The sequence below is a fragment of the Aliihoeflea sp. PC F10.4 genome (assembly GCF_054612275.1).
Map to the genome: position 1 here is coordinate 1,784,170 of NZ_JBTSWH010000001.1, position 17,289 is coordinate 1,801,458.

The 17,289-nt window shown below is 61.6% G+C and carries 15 protein-coding genes and 2 tRNA genes; 11 read left to right on the forward strand and 6 right to left on the reverse strand.

The window, feature by feature from the left end:
* Window positions 1-187 precede the first annotated feature (187 nt).
* Window positions 188-601 (forward strand): TadE family protein, encoded by a 414-nt coding sequence (locus ACX82Z_RS08980; protein WP_459588052.1) that lies wholly within the window; start codon window positions 188-190, stop codon window positions 599-601.
* A 50-nt stretch (window positions 602-651) separates the two neighbouring features.
* The gene (locus tag ACX82Z_RS08985) at window positions 652-2,280 is read left to right on the forward strand and encodes a TadG family pilus assembly protein (RefSeq protein WP_459588054.1); all 1,629 of its coding nucleotides are present in this window, start codon (window positions 652-654) and stop codon (window positions 2,278-2,280) included.
* A 3-nt stretch (window positions 2,281-2,283) separates the two neighbouring features.
* Here ACX82Z_RS08985 and ACX82Z_RS08990 read toward each other — a convergent pair whose 3' ends face one another.
* Entirely contained in the window at window positions 2,284-3,912 is a 1,629-nt protein-coding gene (locus tag ACX82Z_RS08990) for an alpha-D-glucose phosphate-specific phosphoglucomutase (RefSeq protein WP_459588056.1), read from the reverse strand.
* A gap of 165 nt (window positions 3,913-4,077) precedes the next feature.
* On the opposite strand from ACX82Z_RS08990, the gene ACX82Z_RS08995 reads away from it, so the two are divergent.
* Both ACX82Z_RS08995 and ACX82Z_RS09000 read left to right on the forward strand, forming a co-directional pair.
* Window positions 4,078-4,152, forward strand: a tRNA-Gln gene (locus ACX82Z_RS08995).
* A 66-nt stretch (window positions 4,153-4,218) separates the two neighbouring features.
* Window positions 4,219-5,343: a DegT/DnrJ/EryC1/StrS family aminotransferase gene (locus tag ACX82Z_RS09000; RefSeq protein ID WP_459911677.1), complete on the forward strand. Its 1,125-nt coding sequence runs from the start codon at window positions 4,219-4,221 to the stop codon at window positions 5,341-5,343.
* 3 nt (window positions 5,344-5,346) lie between these two features.
* Here ACX82Z_RS09000 and cysQ read toward each other — a convergent pair whose 3' ends face one another.
* Both cysQ and galE read right to left on the reverse strand, forming a co-directional pair.
* Complete coding sequence (cysQ, locus tag ACX82Z_RS09005) at window positions 5,347-6,165, reverse strand: 3'(2'),5'-bisphosphate nucleotidase CysQ (RefSeq protein ID WP_459911678.1); 819 nt, start codon at window positions 6,163-6,165, stop codon at window positions 5,347-5,349.
* 75 nt (window positions 6,166-6,240) lie between these two features.
* Window positions 6,241-7,236 carry a UDP-glucose 4-epimerase GalE gene (gene galE, locus ACX82Z_RS09010; RefSeq protein WP_459588057.1) on the reverse strand — a complete coding sequence of 332 codons (996 nt, stop codon included), beginning with the start codon at window positions 7,234-7,236 and terminating at the stop codon, window positions 6,241-6,243.
* Between the two features lie 137 nt (window positions 7,237-7,373).
* On the opposite strand from galE, the gene glmU reads away from it, so the two are divergent.
* Complete coding sequence (glmU, locus tag ACX82Z_RS09015; protein WP_459588058.1) at window positions 7,374-8,744, forward strand: bifunctional UDP-N-acetylglucosamine diphosphorylase/glucosamine-1-phosphate N-acetyltransferase GlmU; 1,371 nt, start codon at window positions 7,374-7,376, stop codon at window positions 8,742-8,744.
* A gap of 109 nt (window positions 8,745-8,853) precedes the next feature.
* Window positions 8,854-8,929, forward strand: a tRNA-Lys gene (locus ACX82Z_RS09020).
* A gap of 7 nt (window positions 8,930-8,936) precedes the next feature.
* Here ACX82Z_RS09020 and ACX82Z_RS09025 read toward each other — a convergent pair.
* Complete coding sequence (locus ACX82Z_RS09025) at window positions 8,937-9,194, reverse strand: DUF2171 domain-containing protein (RefSeq protein WP_459588060.1); 258 nt, start codon at window positions 9,192-9,194, stop codon at window positions 8,937-8,939.
* A 153-nt stretch (window positions 9,195-9,347) separates the two neighbouring features.
* Here ACX82Z_RS09025 and ACX82Z_RS09030 point away from each other — a divergent pair, with 153 nt between their 5' ends.
* Together ACX82Z_RS09030 and ACX82Z_RS09035 are read left to right on the forward strand one after the other, a co-directional pair.
* On the forward strand, window positions 9,348-10,085 hold the full coding sequence (locus ACX82Z_RS09030) for a cytochrome c biogenesis CcdA family protein (RefSeq protein WP_459588061.1): 738 nt from the start codon (window positions 9,348-9,350) through the stop codon (window positions 10,083-10,085).
* 44 nt (window positions 10,086-10,129) lie between these two features.
* Window positions 10,130-11,029, forward strand: a complete 900-nt coding sequence (locus ACX82Z_RS09035; protein WP_459588063.1) for an MBL fold metallo-hydrolase — start codon at window positions 10,130-10,132, stop codon at window positions 11,027-11,029.
* Here the strand turns inward: ACX82Z_RS09035 and ACX82Z_RS09040 are convergent, their stop codons facing one another.
* Together ACX82Z_RS09040 and ACX82Z_RS09045 are read right to left on the reverse strand one after the other, a co-directional pair.
* Entirely contained in the window at window positions 11,030-11,818 is a 789-nt protein-coding gene (locus ACX82Z_RS09040) for a DUF1499 domain-containing protein (protein ID WP_459588065.1), read from the reverse strand. It lies immediately after the preceding gene.
* A 73-nt stretch (window positions 11,819-11,891) separates the two neighbouring features.
* The gene (locus tag ACX82Z_RS09045; RefSeq protein WP_459588067.1) at window positions 11,892-13,532 is read right to left on the reverse strand and encodes a 3-(methylthio)propionyl-CoA ligase; all 1,641 of its coding nucleotides are present in this window, start codon (window positions 13,530-13,532) and stop codon (window positions 11,892-11,894) included.
* Window positions 13,533-13,702: 170 nt separating this feature from the next.
* On the opposite strand from ACX82Z_RS09045, the gene ACX82Z_RS09050 reads away from it, so the two are divergent.
* The 3 genes from ACX82Z_RS09050 (at window position 13,703) to ACX82Z_RS09060 (ending at window position 17,261) form a co-directional block, all read left to right on the forward strand.
* Window positions 13,703-14,065, forward strand: coding sequence for a hypothetical protein (locus tag ACX82Z_RS09050; protein WP_459588069.1), 363 nt, complete (start codon window positions 13,703-13,705; stop codon window positions 14,063-14,065).
* An 87-nt stretch (window positions 14,066-14,152) separates the two neighbouring features.
* The gene (locus ACX82Z_RS09055) at window positions 14,153-15,550 is read left to right on the forward strand and encodes an aminotransferase (RefSeq protein ID WP_459588071.1); all 1,398 of its coding nucleotides are present in this window, start codon (window positions 14,153-14,155) and stop codon (window positions 15,548-15,550) included.
* Window positions 15,551-15,638: 88 nt separating this feature from the next.
* Window positions 15,639-17,261, forward strand: coding sequence for an ABC-F family ATP-binding cassette domain-containing protein (locus ACX82Z_RS09060; RefSeq protein WP_459588072.1), 1,623 nt, complete (start codon window positions 15,639-15,641; stop codon window positions 17,259-17,261).
* Window positions 17,262-17,289: the final 28 nt, after the last annotated feature.

The following is a 17,289-nucleotide window of genomic DNA, read 5'->3' on the forward strand; positions in this document are numbered from 1 at the left end:
TTTATGGTTACTGCGCGACACATTATGTGAGCCGACGGCCGCAAGCCGCATCGGTTGTGGCTGATTGAGCACAAATTAGAAAAGGTGAACATTTTTAAGCGAATACACTTAATGCGTGCATTTTAAGAAATCGTTCATATTTCGGGGGCAAACATCGCGTGATTGTGTGTTAGACGGAATACAACCCATGCGCGCATTCAATTGCACCAAAGGCTCGACGGCTATCGAGTTCGCGATCCTGTCACCTGTCTATCTGCTTTTTCTTCTCGGGATGATTGCCTACGGCATCTATCTCGGCGCGGCGCACTCGGTTCAGCAACTCGCTTCCGAAGCCGCGCGCCTTTCCGTGGCCGGGGTATCGGAGACGGAACGCCGTGCTCTGGCGCTCGACTATATCACCACGCATTCGTCCGGTTACGCCTTCGTCGATCCTGCCAAGCTCGAAATCGCCGTTTCCGACAGCACGCAGGACGGAACGCGTTTCGTCGTGGACTTGCGCTACGATGCGCGGCACCTGCCGATCTGGGGTCTCTTCGACGGGCTCGTCATGCCGTCGACGACGATCGAGCGCCGCTCCACCGTGCGTGTCGGGGGCGTGTGATGAAAGCATGTCGCGGCTCTTTCTGGCGCAACTGCAGCGGCAACTTCGCCATGATTACCGCCATCGTCAGCCCGGTGCTGATCATCGTTGCTGCGCTCGGGGTCGATACCGGCTCCTTTTTTCTGGAGCGCCGCGAGGCACAGGGGCTGACCGATCTGGCGGCAATGTCCGCGGCCCGCTCACCGCAAAACGCCGAAAAGATTGCTCTGGAGGTCTTTGCGGATAACGGATTTGCCGTTCCGGCCGATATCGGCAATGCCACCTATGTGCGCGCGACCAAAGGCGTCTACACGCCCAACCCTGCGATTGCGCCCGGACGACGTTTCGTGGCAGGAAAGGAACCCGCAAACGCGGTTCAGGTCGAATATCAGCGCAAGGCGGCGCGCTTTTTCTCCGGCTCGCTGATCGAAGCCCCGACGATCCGTACAGTCGCGGTCGCTTCAATGGAGCCGCGCGCGACATTCTCCATCGGGTCGCGCCTTGCCGCGCTCGACGGCGGCATCGCCAACCAGATCCTGTCGAGCCTGCTTGGAACGTCGATCAAACTGACCGCGATGGATTATAACGCGCTGCTTTCGACGAATATTGACCTGCTCGCCTTTGCCGAACAGGCCGGGGTCAGCGCCAATCTCAAGGCCGGCACATATCGCGACGTCCTCGACGCGCAGATCAGCGCCAGACATGCCGTACAGGCGTTGGCCGCAACACCCGGTCTCGGGCTCGTCGCCAAAAGCGCGCTCCAGTCCGTCGCAAGTGCGATTCCCGCCACACGAAAACTGAAGCTTGGCGACATAGTCGACCTTGGAACGGATGCCGGCGCGCGCGTCGGCGGCATCACGGCGGGCCTTGCGACCGATGTGAACGGAATGGCGATGCTGCGCGCACTTGCCGCGCTCGCCAACGACCAGAACCAGGTCGCGGTCAATCTGGGCGCCGGCATTCCCGGCATCGCCAACGCCATCGTCACGCTCGCCATCGGCGAGCCTCCGAAATTCAGCATCCACGGGCCGGTCGGCACATCCATGCGCACGGCGCAGACGCGCCTTCGTGTCGACCTGCAGATCGGCACGTCCAACCCGCTTCTCACCGCGATGGTCCATGTGCCGGTCTATATCGATGTCGCCTATGGAACGGGAACGATCAGTTCCATCGCCTGTCCGACCGGGCTGAAGGAGAGCGCACGGGTCGTCATCGCAACACGCCCCGGCATCGTCGTTGCGCATATCGCAGATTTCGATGTTCGCAACATGCATGACTTCTCGCGCCAGCCTAAGCTCGAACGCGCGACCCTCGTCGGTCTCCGCGTGGCGGGCATTCATCTCGCCAATGTGTCGGCGCGGGCGACGGCGAACGCTACCAATCACCGCGATACTCCGCTTGCCTTCATCTGGCCCGACATTGAGCATGGCAAGGTCAAGACGGCTGCCACACGCGATGCCGTCTCGACGCTAACGAGTTCCCTTTTGTCCAATCTCGAGCTTCGTGTCGAACCGCTCGGCATTCCTCTGCTCAGCATTCCTTCAGGCGCGCTTGGAGAAGTCACCAAGGTTCTCAACCCGGTTGCCCCGGCGCTCGATCAAATCCTCAACACGGTCCTCGCGATCACCGGCGTTTCGCTTGGCGAAGCTGATGTGCGTGTTCACCGCGTCGATTGCGGCAGGCCGGCGCTCGTCCAGTAGGCGTTAGGCGATCACGCTTGGCGCGTTGCGCCCGGTGCGCTTTGCGATGCCGGCAACGGCCTCCGCCGCTTCGATCAGGTCGGCCAATGCGGCCTGCGTCTCGATGTCGAGGCGGCCGTCCTTCGGCTCGTAACGCTCGATATAAACGCGAAGCGTCGCCCCTTCCGTGCCTGTGCCGGACAGGCGGAACACGATGCGCGATCCACCTTCGAACAGGATGCGCACGCCCTGATGGTCGGCGACGGAATGATCGACCGGATCGGTGTAGGAAAAGTCATCCGCCTGCGCGACCGTCAGCCCGGCGAAGATCTGGCCCGAAAGCGTATCGAGACGCGCGCGCAGATCGTCCATGAGCGCGTTCGCGGCCGCGCTGTCGACAGCCTCGTAATCGTGGCGCGAATAGTAATTGCGTCCATACCGCGCCCAGTGGTCACGCATGATGGAGGCGACGCTTTCCTTGCGCACGGCGAGGATATTGAGCCAGAGCAGAACCGCCCAAAGCCCATCCTTCTCGCGCACATGGTCCGAGCCGGTACCCGCGCTCTCCTCGCCACAGATGGTAACCTTGCCGGCGTCGAGGAGAGAGCCGAAGAACTTCCATCCGGTCGGCGTCTCGTAGATATCGATGCCGAGCGCGCTTGCGACCCTGTCGGCGGCGGCGCTCGTCGGCATCGAACGGGCGATGCCCACCGGCCCGTTGGCATAGCCGGGCGCCAGATGCATGTTGGCCGCCAGAACCGCGAGCGAATCGGACGGCGCGACATACATGTCCTTGCCGATGATCAGGTTGCGATCGCCGTCACCATCGGACGCAGCGCCGAAATCGGGCGCATCAGATGACATCATCAAATCGTAGAGTTCTTTTGCGTAGACGAGATTGGGGTCGGGATGGTGCCCGCCGAAATCAGGCAACGGGGTCGCATTGCGCGCCGTCCCCTTCGCCGCGCCAAGGCGGTTTTCCAAAATCTCGACCGCATAGGGGCCGGTCACCGCATGCATGGCGTCGAACGCCATCGAAAACCCGGCTTTGAAATGCTCGCGGATCGCGCCGAAATCGAAGAGCGTTTCCATCATCGCGGCGTAATCGGTCACCGGATCGACGATTTCGAGCGTCATGCCCTCGATCTCGCTTGTGCCGATCTCATCGAGGGCGACGTCGCCGATCTCGGCGATCGCGTAACGGTCGATCACCTTCGAGCGTTCGAAGATCGCATTCGTCAGCTTCTCGTTGGCCGGCCCACCATTGCCGGCATTGTATTTTATGCCGAAATCCTCGGTCGGGCCGCCCGGATTGTGGCTGGCCGAAAGCACGATGCCGCCGAACGCCTCGTTCTTGCGGATCAGGTGCGAGACGGCCGGCGTCGACAAAATGCCGCCCTGCCCCACGATGACGCGACCGAAACCGTTGGCGAGCGCCATCTTGATGACGATCTGAATGACTTCGCGGTTGTAGAATCGTCCGTCGCCGCCCAGTACGAGCGTCTGTCCGCGATATCCGGCCAGCGAATCGAAGATCGACTGGATGAAGTTCTCGACATAGCCGGGCTTCTGGAAGACAGGCACCTTCTTGCGCAACCCCGATGTCCCCGGCTTCTGGTCGTCGAACGGGGTAGTGTCGAGGATCGCGATCATGAATAGGGGTCCTGATTGGTCGGCATGGCTTTTTGCCCGTTTTCTAGCGCGAATGCCAGCCTGAAGACGCCGCAAACTCCTTTGCTTACGCTTCGTGCGTACGCCGGACCCTATTTCCCACTTTACGGAGCGGGCGGCGCGCGATATGGACTTCACCGCTCACATTGGGGCGTAGCCAAGTGGTAAGGCAGCGGTTTTTGGTACCGCCATTCCCTGGTTCGAATCCAGGCGCCCCAGCCACCTCCCGGATGCCGCCGAAGCTGGCGTATCGCCTCCATCCGGCAAGCTTGGATGGATCATATTCCCATGCAGTTCATCGATCTCGCCGCCCAGCGCGACCGCATAGCCGACCGGCTGAAAACCGCCATCGACAACGTCGTCGCCGAAGGCAGATACATTCTCGGTCCGCAAGTCAGCGAGTTCGAAAAGCGGCTGGCGGACTACGTCGGCGTCGAGCATGTGGTCGCCTGCGCCAACGGCACCGACGCTTTGCTCCTGCCGCTTTACGCCTCGGGCGTCGGTCCGGGCGACGCCGTCTTCGTGCCGAGCTTCACCTTCGCTGCCACGGCCGAAGTCGTCGCGCTCGCCAAAGCCGAGCCCATCTTCGTCGATGTCGATCCGGACACCTACAATATCGATATTGCGAGCCTCGAAGCTGCGATCGCGATGGTGAAGGAAGAAGGTCGCCTGACGCCGAAGGCGATCATTCCGGTCGACCTTTTCGGCCTCGCCGCCGACTACGACGCGATCGATGCCATCGCAAAGCGCGAGAACCTTTTCGTCATCGAGGATGCCGCGCAATCGATCGGCGGCATTCGGAACGACGTCAAATGCGGCGCATTCGGCCATGTCGGTTCGACCAGCTTCTACCCGGCCAAGCCGCTCGGCTGCTATGGCGACGGTGGTGCGATGTTCACCAACGACGCTGCGCTTGCCGACAAGCTTCGCTCCTTTGCCTTTCATGGCAAGGGCGAGACGCAATACGACAACATCCATATCGGCATCAATTCGCGCCTGGACACGATCCAGGCTGCGATCCTGATCGAAAAGCTCGCCATTCTCGAAGACGAAATGGAAGCCCGCGACCGGATCGCGAAACGCTATTGCGACGCGCTCGGCGATGTCGTGAAGGCGCCGCACCTTCCCGAAGGCAACCGCTCGGCATGGGCGCAGTTCGCCATCGAATACAAGGACCGCGACGGCCTGAAAGCGCATCTGCAGAACGATGGGGTTCCGTCGGTCATCTACTATGTGAAGCCGCTCCATCTGCAGACGGCCTACAAGGATTTCCCGCGCACGCCGAAAGGCCTGCCTGTGTCGGAAGGGCTGTCCGGGCGCATTCTGTGCCTGCCGATGCACCCCTATCTGTCGGAAAGCGATCAGGACAAGATCATCCAGTCGATCCGCAACTTCGTGAAGCGGAACGACTAGACTTTAGCTTACGGGAACGTCCACGCCGCAATCCGAGATGAACCACGGATTGGCAAACGCCTCGACGCAGGGCGTGCCGGCGCAGCCATAACGCAGCGGCGCGCCGTCGAGCGTTCTGGTGCGCCCGCCTGCTGCGCGCAGCACCGCGTCACCGGCCGCCGTGTCCCATTGCATCGTAGGGCCGAAGCGCGGATAGAAATCCGCCGTTCCGGCCGCGATCATGCAAAATTTCAGCGAAGACCCGACTGAGAAGATCTCCGCCTGCGGTAGGCGAGCAAGATATTCGTTGGTCTCGATCGTCCGGTGCGAGCGGCTGGCGACGACGATTGGCGTTTGACCGGGCGGCTGCGTCTTCAGTTCCCGCCTGCCCTCGGCCGAATGGTCTTCCCCGGTGCGCACGGCTTCACAATGCCCCGGTCGCCCCAGATAGAGCTTATGGCGCGCGGGCGCATAAACGGCCCCCAACACCGGATCGCCATCGACGATCAGCGCAATATTGACGGTGAAATCCTCGGATCGGTTGACGAACTCGCGCGTACCGTCGAGCGGGTCGACCAGAAAGAAAGCATTGCCCAGCGCCTGCGGAAGGATACCGGCGCTGACCTCCTCCTCGGCCACGATCGGAATATTTGGGAACTCATGCCGCAGACCGGCGAGAATGATACGCTCGGCTTCGCGATCCGCCCATGTCACCGGGCTTTCGTCGGCCTTTTGCTCGACTGCACAGCCGTTGCGATACGCATCGAGTACAACCCGGCCCGCATCGAGTGCCATGGTTTCCAACCGCGCCAGCGCCCGCGCGTAATCCGTCAAATCGCCCATATCCAAGTCCCGTGCTCCAGTGGAGCGTCCCTCATGGATCGTCCTAACCGAAGACAGGCAAAACGCAAATCGGCGCTATTCCCGCCCGACATTTGCGACGCGAAGATGCTCTTCCCATCTGACGGCATGAGAAACGATCGTATCGAGATCGTCGAAGCGCGGCTGCCAGCCGAATTCGGATTTGGCGAGCGCGGGATCGGCGACGATCGATACGGCATCGCCGGCACGCCGTCCGCTCGTGCGGACTTCGAACTCCTCGCCCGTGACCCGCTTCATCGCGTCGATCACTTCCAGCACGGAATAGCCTTTGCCATAGCCGCAATTGGCCGTGATGCTGCCGCCTCCCGCACGCAAACGGGCAAGCGCGGCCGCATGCGCATCGGCAAGGTCGCTGACATGGATGTAGTCGCGGATGCAAGTCCCGTCCGGCGTCGGATAGTCCGTGCCGTAAACGTCCATTCCCGCCCGCTTGCCGGTCGCAGCTTCGGCGGCGACCTTGATAAGGTGCGTCGCGCCCTTCGTCGACTGGCCAGTGCGCAAGCCTGGATCGGCACCGGCGACGTTGAAATATCGCAAAACCGTATAGGCAAGATCGTGAGCTGCCGCCGTGTCGCGCAGCATCATTTCGGTCATCAGCTTGGACGTGCCGTATGGCGATTCGGGCTGCACCGCCGCCTCTTCGACGACTGGCGAATTCTTCGGCGTTCCATAGACGGCAGCGGTGGAGGAAAAGATGAAATGCGGCACGCCGCATTTAACAGCGCTTTCGATCAGCGCGCGAGATTTGACGGTGTTGTTCAAATAGTAGCCGAGCGGATCGGCGACCGAATCGGGAACGACGACCGATCCTGCGAAATGGATGATCGCATCGACTTTGCGCCGCGCGATCGTTTCCTCGACCAGCGGCTGATCGCCGATATCGCCGACAACGAATTCGGCTTCCGCCGGAACCGCCCAGTCGAAGCCCGTGCTCAACCTGTCGATGACGACTACGTCCTCGCCCTGATCGAGCAGACGCCAGACCATGTGCGAGCCGATGTAACCTGCCCCGCCCGTAACAAGAACCGCCATCGCGCCCTCTTTCCAGTTGCCTCTCTTCGCTACCACATAGCGTGGCGAACTTGCTACATCTCGAAATTGCACGAATCTTGGCGAACCGGACAATGCGGTGATAGAGCGTGCCAGCATTCGAATTTGAGAGGATGGAAATGCGCGAAAGAACTTGTCTGGCGATCGTGCTCGCCGCTGGCGAAGGCACGCGCATGAAGAGCGCAAAGCCAAAGGTGCTCCACGAAATGGCAGGACTGCCGCTCGTGTGTCACGCCGCGCGCGCGGCGCAAGCGGGCGGGAGGGCCGAACTCGCCATCGTTGCCGGTCGCCAGTCGGACGATGTTCTGAAAGCCGCTACAACCGTCGCGCCTAGCGCGCGCCTTTATCTCCAGCATGAGCGTCTGGGCACCGCCCACGCGGTTCTCGCCGCGCGCGAGGCGATTGCGGAAGGCTACGACGACATCCTCGTCCTTTTCGCCGATACGCCGCTCATCGAAAGCGATGACATCGCCGCCTTGCGCAAAGGGCTTGCCGATGGTGCTTCCGTCGTTGTGATGGGCTTTGAAGCTGCTGACCCCTCCGGCTATGGCCGGCTGTTAATGAACGGCGGCCAACTCGTCGCGATCCGGGAGGACAAGGATTGCAGCGACGAAGAGCGGAAGATCACGTTTTGCAATGGCGGGCTGATGGCGATCGCGGGCGAACACGCGCTTTCACTGATCGAGGCCGTCGGCAACGCCAATTCCAAGGGAGAGTATTACCTGACGGATATCGTCGAAATCGCAGCGGCGCGTGACCTTAAGGTCGTTGCAACGGTCGCAGACGAGGAAAGCGTGCTCGGCGTGAACAATCGCGTTCAGCTCGCAGAAGCCGAGGCGGTTTGGCAAAAGCGCAAGCGCCGCGAGATGATGCTGTCGGGCGTGACTTTGGTTGCGCCTGAAACCGTGCATTTTTCCCATGATACCCAGATCGGAGCCGATACCATCATCGAGCCGAACGTCGTTTTCGGTCCGGGCGTCAAAATCGCGAGTGATGCCGTGATCCACTCTTTTTCGCATATCGAGGGTGCGGAAATCGAATCGGGAGCACAGATCGGACCGTTCGCACGATTGCGACCCGGCGCACGGCTGGCTGAGAAGGCCAAGGTCGGCAATTTCTGTGAAGTGAAGAATGCGGACGTCGCGGCAGGCGCGAAGATCAACCACCTCACCTATATTGGCGATGCCACGATCGGCGCAGGAGCCAATATCGGAGCTGGAACGATCACCTGTAACTACGACGGCTTCCTCAAGCATCGCACGAATATCGGTGCGGGTGCGTTCATCGGGTCCAATTCATCGCTGGTCGCCCCCGTCACCATCGGCGACGGCGGATATGTGGCGTCGGGAAGCGTGATCACGCAGGATGTTCCCGCAGATGCGCTGGCCTTCGGTCGCGCGCGGCAGGTGAACAAGGACGGCCTTGGCGCGCAGTTACGCGCGACGCTCAAGGCCGAGAAGGAAAACAGGAAGGCCGGCGGTTCGAAATAGCCCGTTTGGCGGCGGTCTTCTGCTGCCGTAACGGAGGCCGATTGGCAGTTGACCTCGCCCGGTCACCTGCCTATGTTCCGCCGCGAAATCCGGGTCGCCAGCGGCCTGCGGGCGCGTAGCTCAGTTGGTAGAGCAACGGACTTTTAATCTGTAGGTCCAGGGTTCGAGTCCCTGCGCGCCCACCAATTCCCGTCACATCGGCCGGTGGTCTTCCTCTTCTTCGAACATCACCGCGACATCGGCATTGGCCGACAGGCGCACGGTGCCTGATTCCACCTCCGCGACTAGCGCGAGCGGCACGAAGTGATGATGGCCGCGATGCGAGCCTTCGCCGCTATCCTTCTTTGTGAGTTTGATCCGGTCGCCCTCGACGCCGTCCACCGTTCCGACATGAACGCCGTCCGCGCCGATGATCTCGGCATGTTCCTTGATCTGTGACTTATCGACCATTTCCATCTCCTTCGGTTTTTCGATGAACGCGAAAGCGGCCGGTTGGATGCATCCGCAAGTCGAGTGTAGCGACACTCTGCCACGCGATTATGATTGGCCATGCGACAGGCCTTCGCGCTATCAGACCGCCGTTCACGGAGTTCTCTCACGCACATGGCACTCGACGTCGGATATATGAGCGCGCTCGCCGCAGGCGCGTTATCGTTCCTGTCGCCCTGCGTGCTGCCGCTGGTGCCGCCCTACCTGTGCTACATGGCCGGTGTTTCGGTCGACGAGTTTCGCGACGGCGCGACGACGGCAAGGACGCGTACGGCGTTGGCGGGCGTGGCGTTCGCCTTCGTGCTCGGCTTCTCCACCGTTTTCGTCGCGCTCGGCGCGGGTGCCTCGACGGTCGGCGGCCTCATGCGCGCCTGGCAGCAGGAACTCGCGATCGTCTCCGGCGTGATTATCATCCTGATGGGCCTGAACTTTCTCGGCGTCATTCGCATTCCCTTCCTGTCGCGCGAGGCGCGGTTTCAGGCTGACGTGACGCCCGCCAATGCAGGCGCCGCCTACATCATGGGTCTTGCCTTCGCCTTTGGCTGGACGCCGTGCATCGGTCCCGTGCTCGGGCCGATCCTGACGCTGGCCGGCGGACGCGAAACCGTCAGCGAAGGCGCGATGCTGCTCGGTGCCTACTCACTTGGCCTCGGCATTCCGTTCGTAATCGCAGCGCTGTTTTCGGGCGCGTTCATGCGTTTTCTGCAACGCTTTCGCATCCATCTGGGCCGTGTCGAAAAGGTGATGGGCGGATTGCTGGTCGTCGCAGGCGTCCTGTTCCTGACGGGCGGCATCCAGACGGCGGCTTTCTGGCTTCTCGAAACTTTCCCCGCTCTCGGCCTTCTCGGCTAAGCGGAGGCCGTGCTAAACGCCTTCGCACTGCGAAGGGAGCCGTCATGGAATTCGATACCAAGTTCGAGCCGCGCTACGGTGAGGCGGTTCCCGTTGCACCGAACCTGTCACGCCTGACCGTGAACAATCCCAGCCCGTTCACCTTCCACGGCACCAACAGCTATATTCTCGGCACCGACACGCTTGCCGTGATCGATCCCGGTCCGGAAGACGAGGCACATTACGACGCGCTTTTGAACGCCATTGCAGGCCGGCCTGTCAGCCACATCTTCGTCAGCCACACGCATCGCGATCACTCACCGCTGGCCGCACGCCTAAAGGCCAAGACCGGCGCTCTCGTCATGGCCGAAGGCCCGCACCGCTCGGCCCGTCCCTTGCGGATCGGCGAAATCAATCCGCTCGACGCAAGCGCTGACACCGAATTCAACCCCGATCATGCGCTTGCCGACGACGAACTCGTTCAGGGCGACGGCTGGTCGATCCGCGCGATCTATACGCCCGGACACTGCGCCAACCATGTCGCGTTCGCCATCGAGGGCACAGGCATCCTGCTTTCGGCCGATCATGTCATGGCGTGGGCGACCTCGATCGTCGCGCCGCCCGATGGCGCGATGTCCGACTATATGTCCTCGCTGGACCGCCTCGGCGCCCGCGACGACGTGATCTATCATACCGGACATGGCGGGCCTGTTCGCAATCCGCGCGCTTTCGTACGAGGCCTGCGCACGCATCGAAAAATGCGCGAGCGTGCGATCGTCGAGCGTCTGAAGATCGGCGACCGGCTGATCCCGGATATCGTCGCCGCCATCTATCGCGACACGGACCCGCGTCTTCACGGCGCGGCCGCCCTGTCGGTTCTCGCCCATCTTGAAGACCTCGCGGGACGTGGACTGGTCGTCGCGGACCCGGAACCGTCGATCGATGCGGTCTATCGCCCGGCGTGATTATTCGTCCTCGACGATAACGCCTTGCATGACACCGACCTCATAGTCGAGCGCGTCGAGGAAGCCCGCGATCCGACGTGCGTTGTCGCCCAGATCGTGGCTGCCGTATTGGGAAGCCGAGCGCATATCGATCCGTGTTACCCCATTATCTGCTCGCAGGCGCAGAGCGATATCGGCAGGAGATAAGGCCATGAGCGAACGGCTTGCGAATTCGAGCGTGGTCTCGTTCGCACCCATTTGTTGCCGGGAAATCGGCTCCAGCCCGCGTTCGCTTGCAACACGCAAAGCGGCCTGTACGGCGTCGGCAAGCGGCAAATCGTAAATGCGTGAAACGAGTTCGGGATAGGCAGACCTGATCGCAGCAGCAGCATCAGGTGAAATCGGCATTACACGGTTCGCTGCATCGCCGCGCAGAGCGCCAGCCTCGGTGAAAAGGGGCGGATCGGCCGTATCGGTCGCGACATCCGACAAAGCCGGATAGGCCGCAGCCGCGTAAAGAGCAAAGGCGAAGGGTGCCAAAACGAGGCCCGCGATCAGGACACCGGCAATAGCAGCGCCCGCACCCGCATCGCCCTCGATCCACACACGGCGCAGCGCCAGCCCTGCAAGCAGCAGCGAAAAAAGTGCCAGCACGGCGACGATAATCAGAACCCAGAAAAATTCGGGCGTGCCTATCGCGGCCAGCCAATGCGCGAGTACGGCCAGACCCAAAAGCACGGCGGCGAAGAACGCCACGCCTCTGGCTGGCGCTGCAAGAGGCGCAAACTGCCGCTCATCATACCGCGCCATGTCGTCCGATTCTCCGGTGATTCCTCATGGCGCGGTATTAGCCTGTCAGCCTGGCTTGCGCGAGAGCGGCGCGTCAGGCCGCTGACGAGGCGGTGGGCAGTTCGTACTCCTTGAATTGCTCTCGCAACGTCGTTTTCTGGATTTTTCCGGTCGCGGTATGCGGGATTTCGTCGACGAAGGCGACATCCTCCGGCATCCACCATTTGGCGACCTTGCCTTCGAGAAACCCCAGAAGTTCCTCCTTCGACGGGTCCTTGCCTTCCTTTTTCACGACAACGAGCAGCGGGCGCTCGTCCCACTTGGGATGCGCGATGCCGATCACCGCAGCCTCCGCCACGTCGGGATGTCCAACCGCGAGATTTTCGAGATCGATGGTCGATATCCATTCGCCGCCGGACTTGATCACGTCCTTGGCGCGATCTGTGATCTGCATGTAGCCATTGGCGTTGATATGGGCGACGTCGCCGGTGTCGAACCAGCCTTCATCGTCGAATTGCTCTGTGCCCACGTCGCCATAATAGGCGGCCGCGACGGCCGGACCACGCACCTTGAGACGGCCGAACGTCTTCCCGTCCCAGGGATGTTCCTTGTTCTCGTCATCGGTGACCTTCATTTCCACGCCGAACGGCGCGAACCCTTGCGTCTGCTTGATATCGAACAGCGCGTCACCAGTCGTCGCGGCATATTCCGGCTTCATCGTCGCCAGCGAGCCGAGCGGCGACATCTCCGTCATGCCCCAGGCATGAATGACTTCCACATCGTAGTTCTTCTCGAATTTTTCAGTCATTGCGCGCGGACATGCCGAGCCGCCGATCACAACCTTCTTGAGATGCGGCAGCTTCAGATCGTTCTTTTCCATATGCTGGAGCAGAAGCAACCAAACGGTCGGCACGGCGGCGGTAAACGTCACCTTTTCGGTATCGAGAAGTTCGTAGATCGCCTCGCCATCCATACGCCCGCCGGGCATCACCAGCTTGGCGCCGACCATCGGGCTCGACTGGGCAAGCCCCCACGCATTGGCGTGGAACATCGGGACGACCGGCAAGATCGTATCGCGGGACGAAATGCCCATGGCGTCCGGCATTGCCGCCATCATCGCGTGCAGCACGTTCGAGCGGTGGGAATAGACAACGCCCTTGGGGTCGCCCGTCGTGCCGGAGGTGTAGCACATGCCCGACGCGGCTTTTTCGTCCAGCGCCTTCCAGCGATAGTCGTCATCCGCTTCGGTAATCCAGTCCTCGTAGGCGACTACATTCGTCAGGCTCGTTTGCGGAAGGTTCGCCGCGTCCGTCAGCACGATCACCTGCTTGAGCGACGGCACCTGGCTCGCGATCTTCTCGACGAGCGGAAGGAATGTCAGATCGACGAACAGCGCCTTGTCCTCGGCGTGGTTCATGATCCAGATAATCTGCTGCGGGAACAGGCGCGGATTTAGCGTATGATAGACACCGCCCATGCCCATGATGCCATACCACGCCTCCAGATGGCGTGCCGTATTCCAGGCCAACGTCGCAATCCTGTCGCCTTCGCGATAACCCTCTTGCTCGAGGCGCTTTGCAACCTTGAGCGCACGCTGGCGCACCGCCTTGTAGGTCGTGCGCACGATCGGCCCCTCCACCGAGCGCGACACGATCTCCCTTTCGGGGTGCTGGATCGCCGCGTGATCGATGATCTTGTGGCACAGCAGCGGCCAGTCCTGCATCAGTCCGAGCATGTAGTTCCTCCCATTCGAACGAAGGTAATCTTGGACGGATCGACGTGCGTGTCCAGCGATAAGGCCGTTCACGGATTGAAAAATTAAGCTACCGGCCAAGCCACATTCGGGCCGTGATTGGTCCCGATCTTGTCACCGGCGGGAGGCAGCGACGAAACGGAATCACCACGATGAAGAAGGCGAAAAAGCACGCCAAGGTCAAAGCCATGCCTGCGCCATTGGAATTGGACCTGTCCATGACAATTCTGGATGCGGTCAAGGCGGCCGAGGCCGCCTCGTTCGAGGATCGGGTGCGCGCGGCGCTGAACAATTTGCCTGCGCAATTTCTTTTTCATATGCGCATCGACCTTGCGCCGGTCCTCGACGTCGCCGCGATCCTGACAACCGATGCAGAAAATGCCGATTTCCTGATCGTGCGGCAGAACGAAGGCGAAGATATCGCCATCGAACCTGCCGCCGAGTCCGACCTTCCGATCGCCGCACTCATCCCGGCCTATGCTGGACTTGCCGCAACACTGCCGTCCGCCGCTTGATTTCTGGACCAATCGATAGGGCCATTGGCGGGGGTTCTTGCGCCCGGTGAAGTTGGCTAGTCTCCTGCCAAACGTCAGGAGACATTCATGCTCGATCAGCCCCCGCTCACCAATCTGCAGACCCGCGACATCGAGGCGGTGCTTCACCCCTATACGCCGCTGCACAAGCTGAAGACGCATGGCCCTCTCGTCATTGAGCGCGGCGAAGGCGTCTTCGTCTACGACACGCAGGGTCGCGACTATATCGAAGGCATGTCGGGCCTGTGGTGCGCCGGCCTCGGCTTCGGCAACGAGGAGATGGTGGAAGCGGCGGCCGCACAGCTTCGCACCCTGCCCTATTATCACCTCTTCGGCGCCAAGGGCATGGAGCCCGCCATCGAGCTTGCCGAAAAGCTCAAAGAGATCGCGCCGATGCCGATCTCCAAAGTGTTCTTCACTTCGTCCGGTTCCGAGGCCAACGACACGCAGGTCAAGCTCGCCTGGTATATGAACAACGCGCTCGGACGGCCGAACAAGAAGAAGATCATCTCGCGCCAGAAGGCCTACCACGGCGTGACGATCATGGCCGCCTCACTGACAGGCCTGCCCTATAACCATATCGGCTGGGACCTGCCGGTCGACCGCGTCGTTCACACGGACTGCCCGCACTACTACCGCTTCGGGAAGGACGGCGAGAGCGAAGCCGATTTCGTCGCGCGGCTCGTCCAGTCGCTGCGCGATCTCATCGAGCGCGAGGGGCCGGACACGATCGCAGCGATGATCGCCGAGCCGATCATGGGTGCAGGCGGCGTCATCGTGCCGCCGGCGAACTATTTCGCCGAAATCCAGAAGGTGCTCGATGAACACGACATCATGATGATCTCGGACGAGGTCATCAACGGCTTCGGGCGCACCGGCAACTGGTGGGGTTGCCAGACGACCGGCATGACGCCGAAGACCATCTCCGCCGCCAAGCAATTGACCTCCGCCTATGCGCCGCTCGGAGCGGTGATGGTGCCGGAAGACGTTTACGACGCCTATGTCAGTCACTCCGAAAAGATCGGCACGTTCGGCCACGGCTTCACCTATGGCGGCCATCCACTCGGCTGCGCCCTGGGCGTCAAGGCGATCGAAATCTATCAGCGCGACGACATCATAGGTCATGTTCGCAAGGTCTCGCCGGTGTTCGAGGCGCGACTGAAGAAGGTCGCCGATCATCCGCTTGTCGGCGAAGTCCGTTACGCCGGGCTCGTCGGCGGCGTCGAACTCGTGGCCGACAAGGCGACGAAGCGCTCCTTCGATCCGAAGAGCGGCGTCGGCGCGCAGGTCGCCAAATTCTGCGAGAACAACGGCCTCATTCAGCGTGCCATCGGCGACACCATCGCTTTTTGCCCGCCAATGATCATTTCCGAAGGCGAACTGAACGAATTGTTCGACCGTTTCGAAAAGGCATTGGGCGAAGCGGAAGCCTGGGTTTCCAAGGAAGGGTTGCAGAAAGCCGCCTGACCAAGAGCCGCGACCGCGCGGCCTCTTTCCCCGCATCGACACATCGCGTAAGTGGCCCTCGCAAACTCCTGCGCAGGGCCACTTTTTCATGATTCGTCTCGAAAACATCTCCAAGCAGAACGGTCAGCAGATCGTCTTCATCGAGGCATCGGCGGCGCTCCAGCGCGGTGAGAAGATCGGCCTCGTCGGCCCCAATGGCGCGGGCAAGACAACGCTGTTCCGCATGATCACCGGACAGGAACTGCCCGACGAAGGCCAGGTCGCCTCCGACCGCGGCGTCACCATCGGCTATTTCAGCCAGGATGTCGGCGACATGGCGGGCCGCAGCGCGGTCACGGAAGTCATGGACGGCGCGGGTCCCGTCAGCGTACTCGCAGCCGAGATGGCAGACCTCGAAGCCGCGATGGCCGATCCCGACCGCGCCGATGAAATGGACGAGATCATCACCCGCTACGGCGAGGTGCAGGGCCGGTTCGACGAACTCGACGGTTACGCGCTCGACGGGCGCGCGCGCGAAGTTCTCGATGGCCTCGGCTTTTCGCAGGAGATGATGGACGGCGACGTCGGAAAGCTTTCGGGCGGCTGGAAGATGCGCGTTGCGCTCGCCAAGATCCTGCTCATGCGCCCCGACGCGATGCTTCTCGACGAGCCGTCGAACCATCTCGACCTCGAAAGCCTGATCTGGCTCGAAAACTTCCTCAAGGGCTATGACGGAACGATCCTCATGACCTCGCACGACCGCGAGTTCATGAACCGCATCGTCGGCAAGATCATCGAGATCGACGCCGGCTCCCTCACCTCCTATTCGGGCGGCTATACCTTCTATCAGGAGCAGCGAAAGCTCGCCGAGGCGCAGCAGCAGGCGCAGTTCGAGCGCCAGCAGGCCATGCTCGCCAAGGAAATCGCGTTCATAGAACGTTTCAAGGCGCGTGCCAGCCACGCCGCGCAGGTGCAAAGCCGCGTCAAGAAGCTCGACAAGATCGACAAGGTCGAGCCGCCCAAGCGCCAGCAGACCGTGCGCTTCGAATTCAAGCCTGCGCCGCGCTCCGGCGAGGATGTTGCAACCTTGAAAGGTGTCGCCAAGAGCTATGGCGCGCGCACCATTTATGACGGGCTCGACTTTCAGGTGCGCCGGAAAGAACGCTGGTGCGTGATGGGCGTCAACGGCGCGGGCAAGTCGACGCTCCTGAAGCTCGTCGCAGGTGCGTCGGAACCGGACGACGGCACGGTCGCGCGCGGCCCGAGCGTACGCATGGGTTATTTCGCGCAGCACGCCATGGAAGTGATCGACGGTGACGACACGATCCTTCAGACGCTGGAACGCGAATTTCCGCAAGCCGGGCAGGCACCGCTGCGGGCGCTTGCCGGCTGCTTCGGCTTTTCGGGCGACGACGTCGAAAAGAAATGCCGCGTCCTTTCAGGCGGTGAAAAAGCGCGGCTCGTCATGGCGATCATGCTGTTCGACCCACCGAACTTCCTCGTCCTCGATGAGCCGACCAACCATCTCGACATCGCCACCAAGGAAATGCTGATCGACGCGCTGTCGCGCTACGAAGGCGCGATGCTTTTCGTCAGCCATGACCGCCATTTCCTCGCCGCGCTCTCCAATCGCGTTCTGGAACTGACGCCGGAGGGCATCCACACCTATGGCGGCGGCTATACCGAATATGTCGCGCGCACCGGCCAGGAAGCGCCGGGTCTTCGCGGATAGATTTTGCGACGAGGGTCGCACCTTTGTT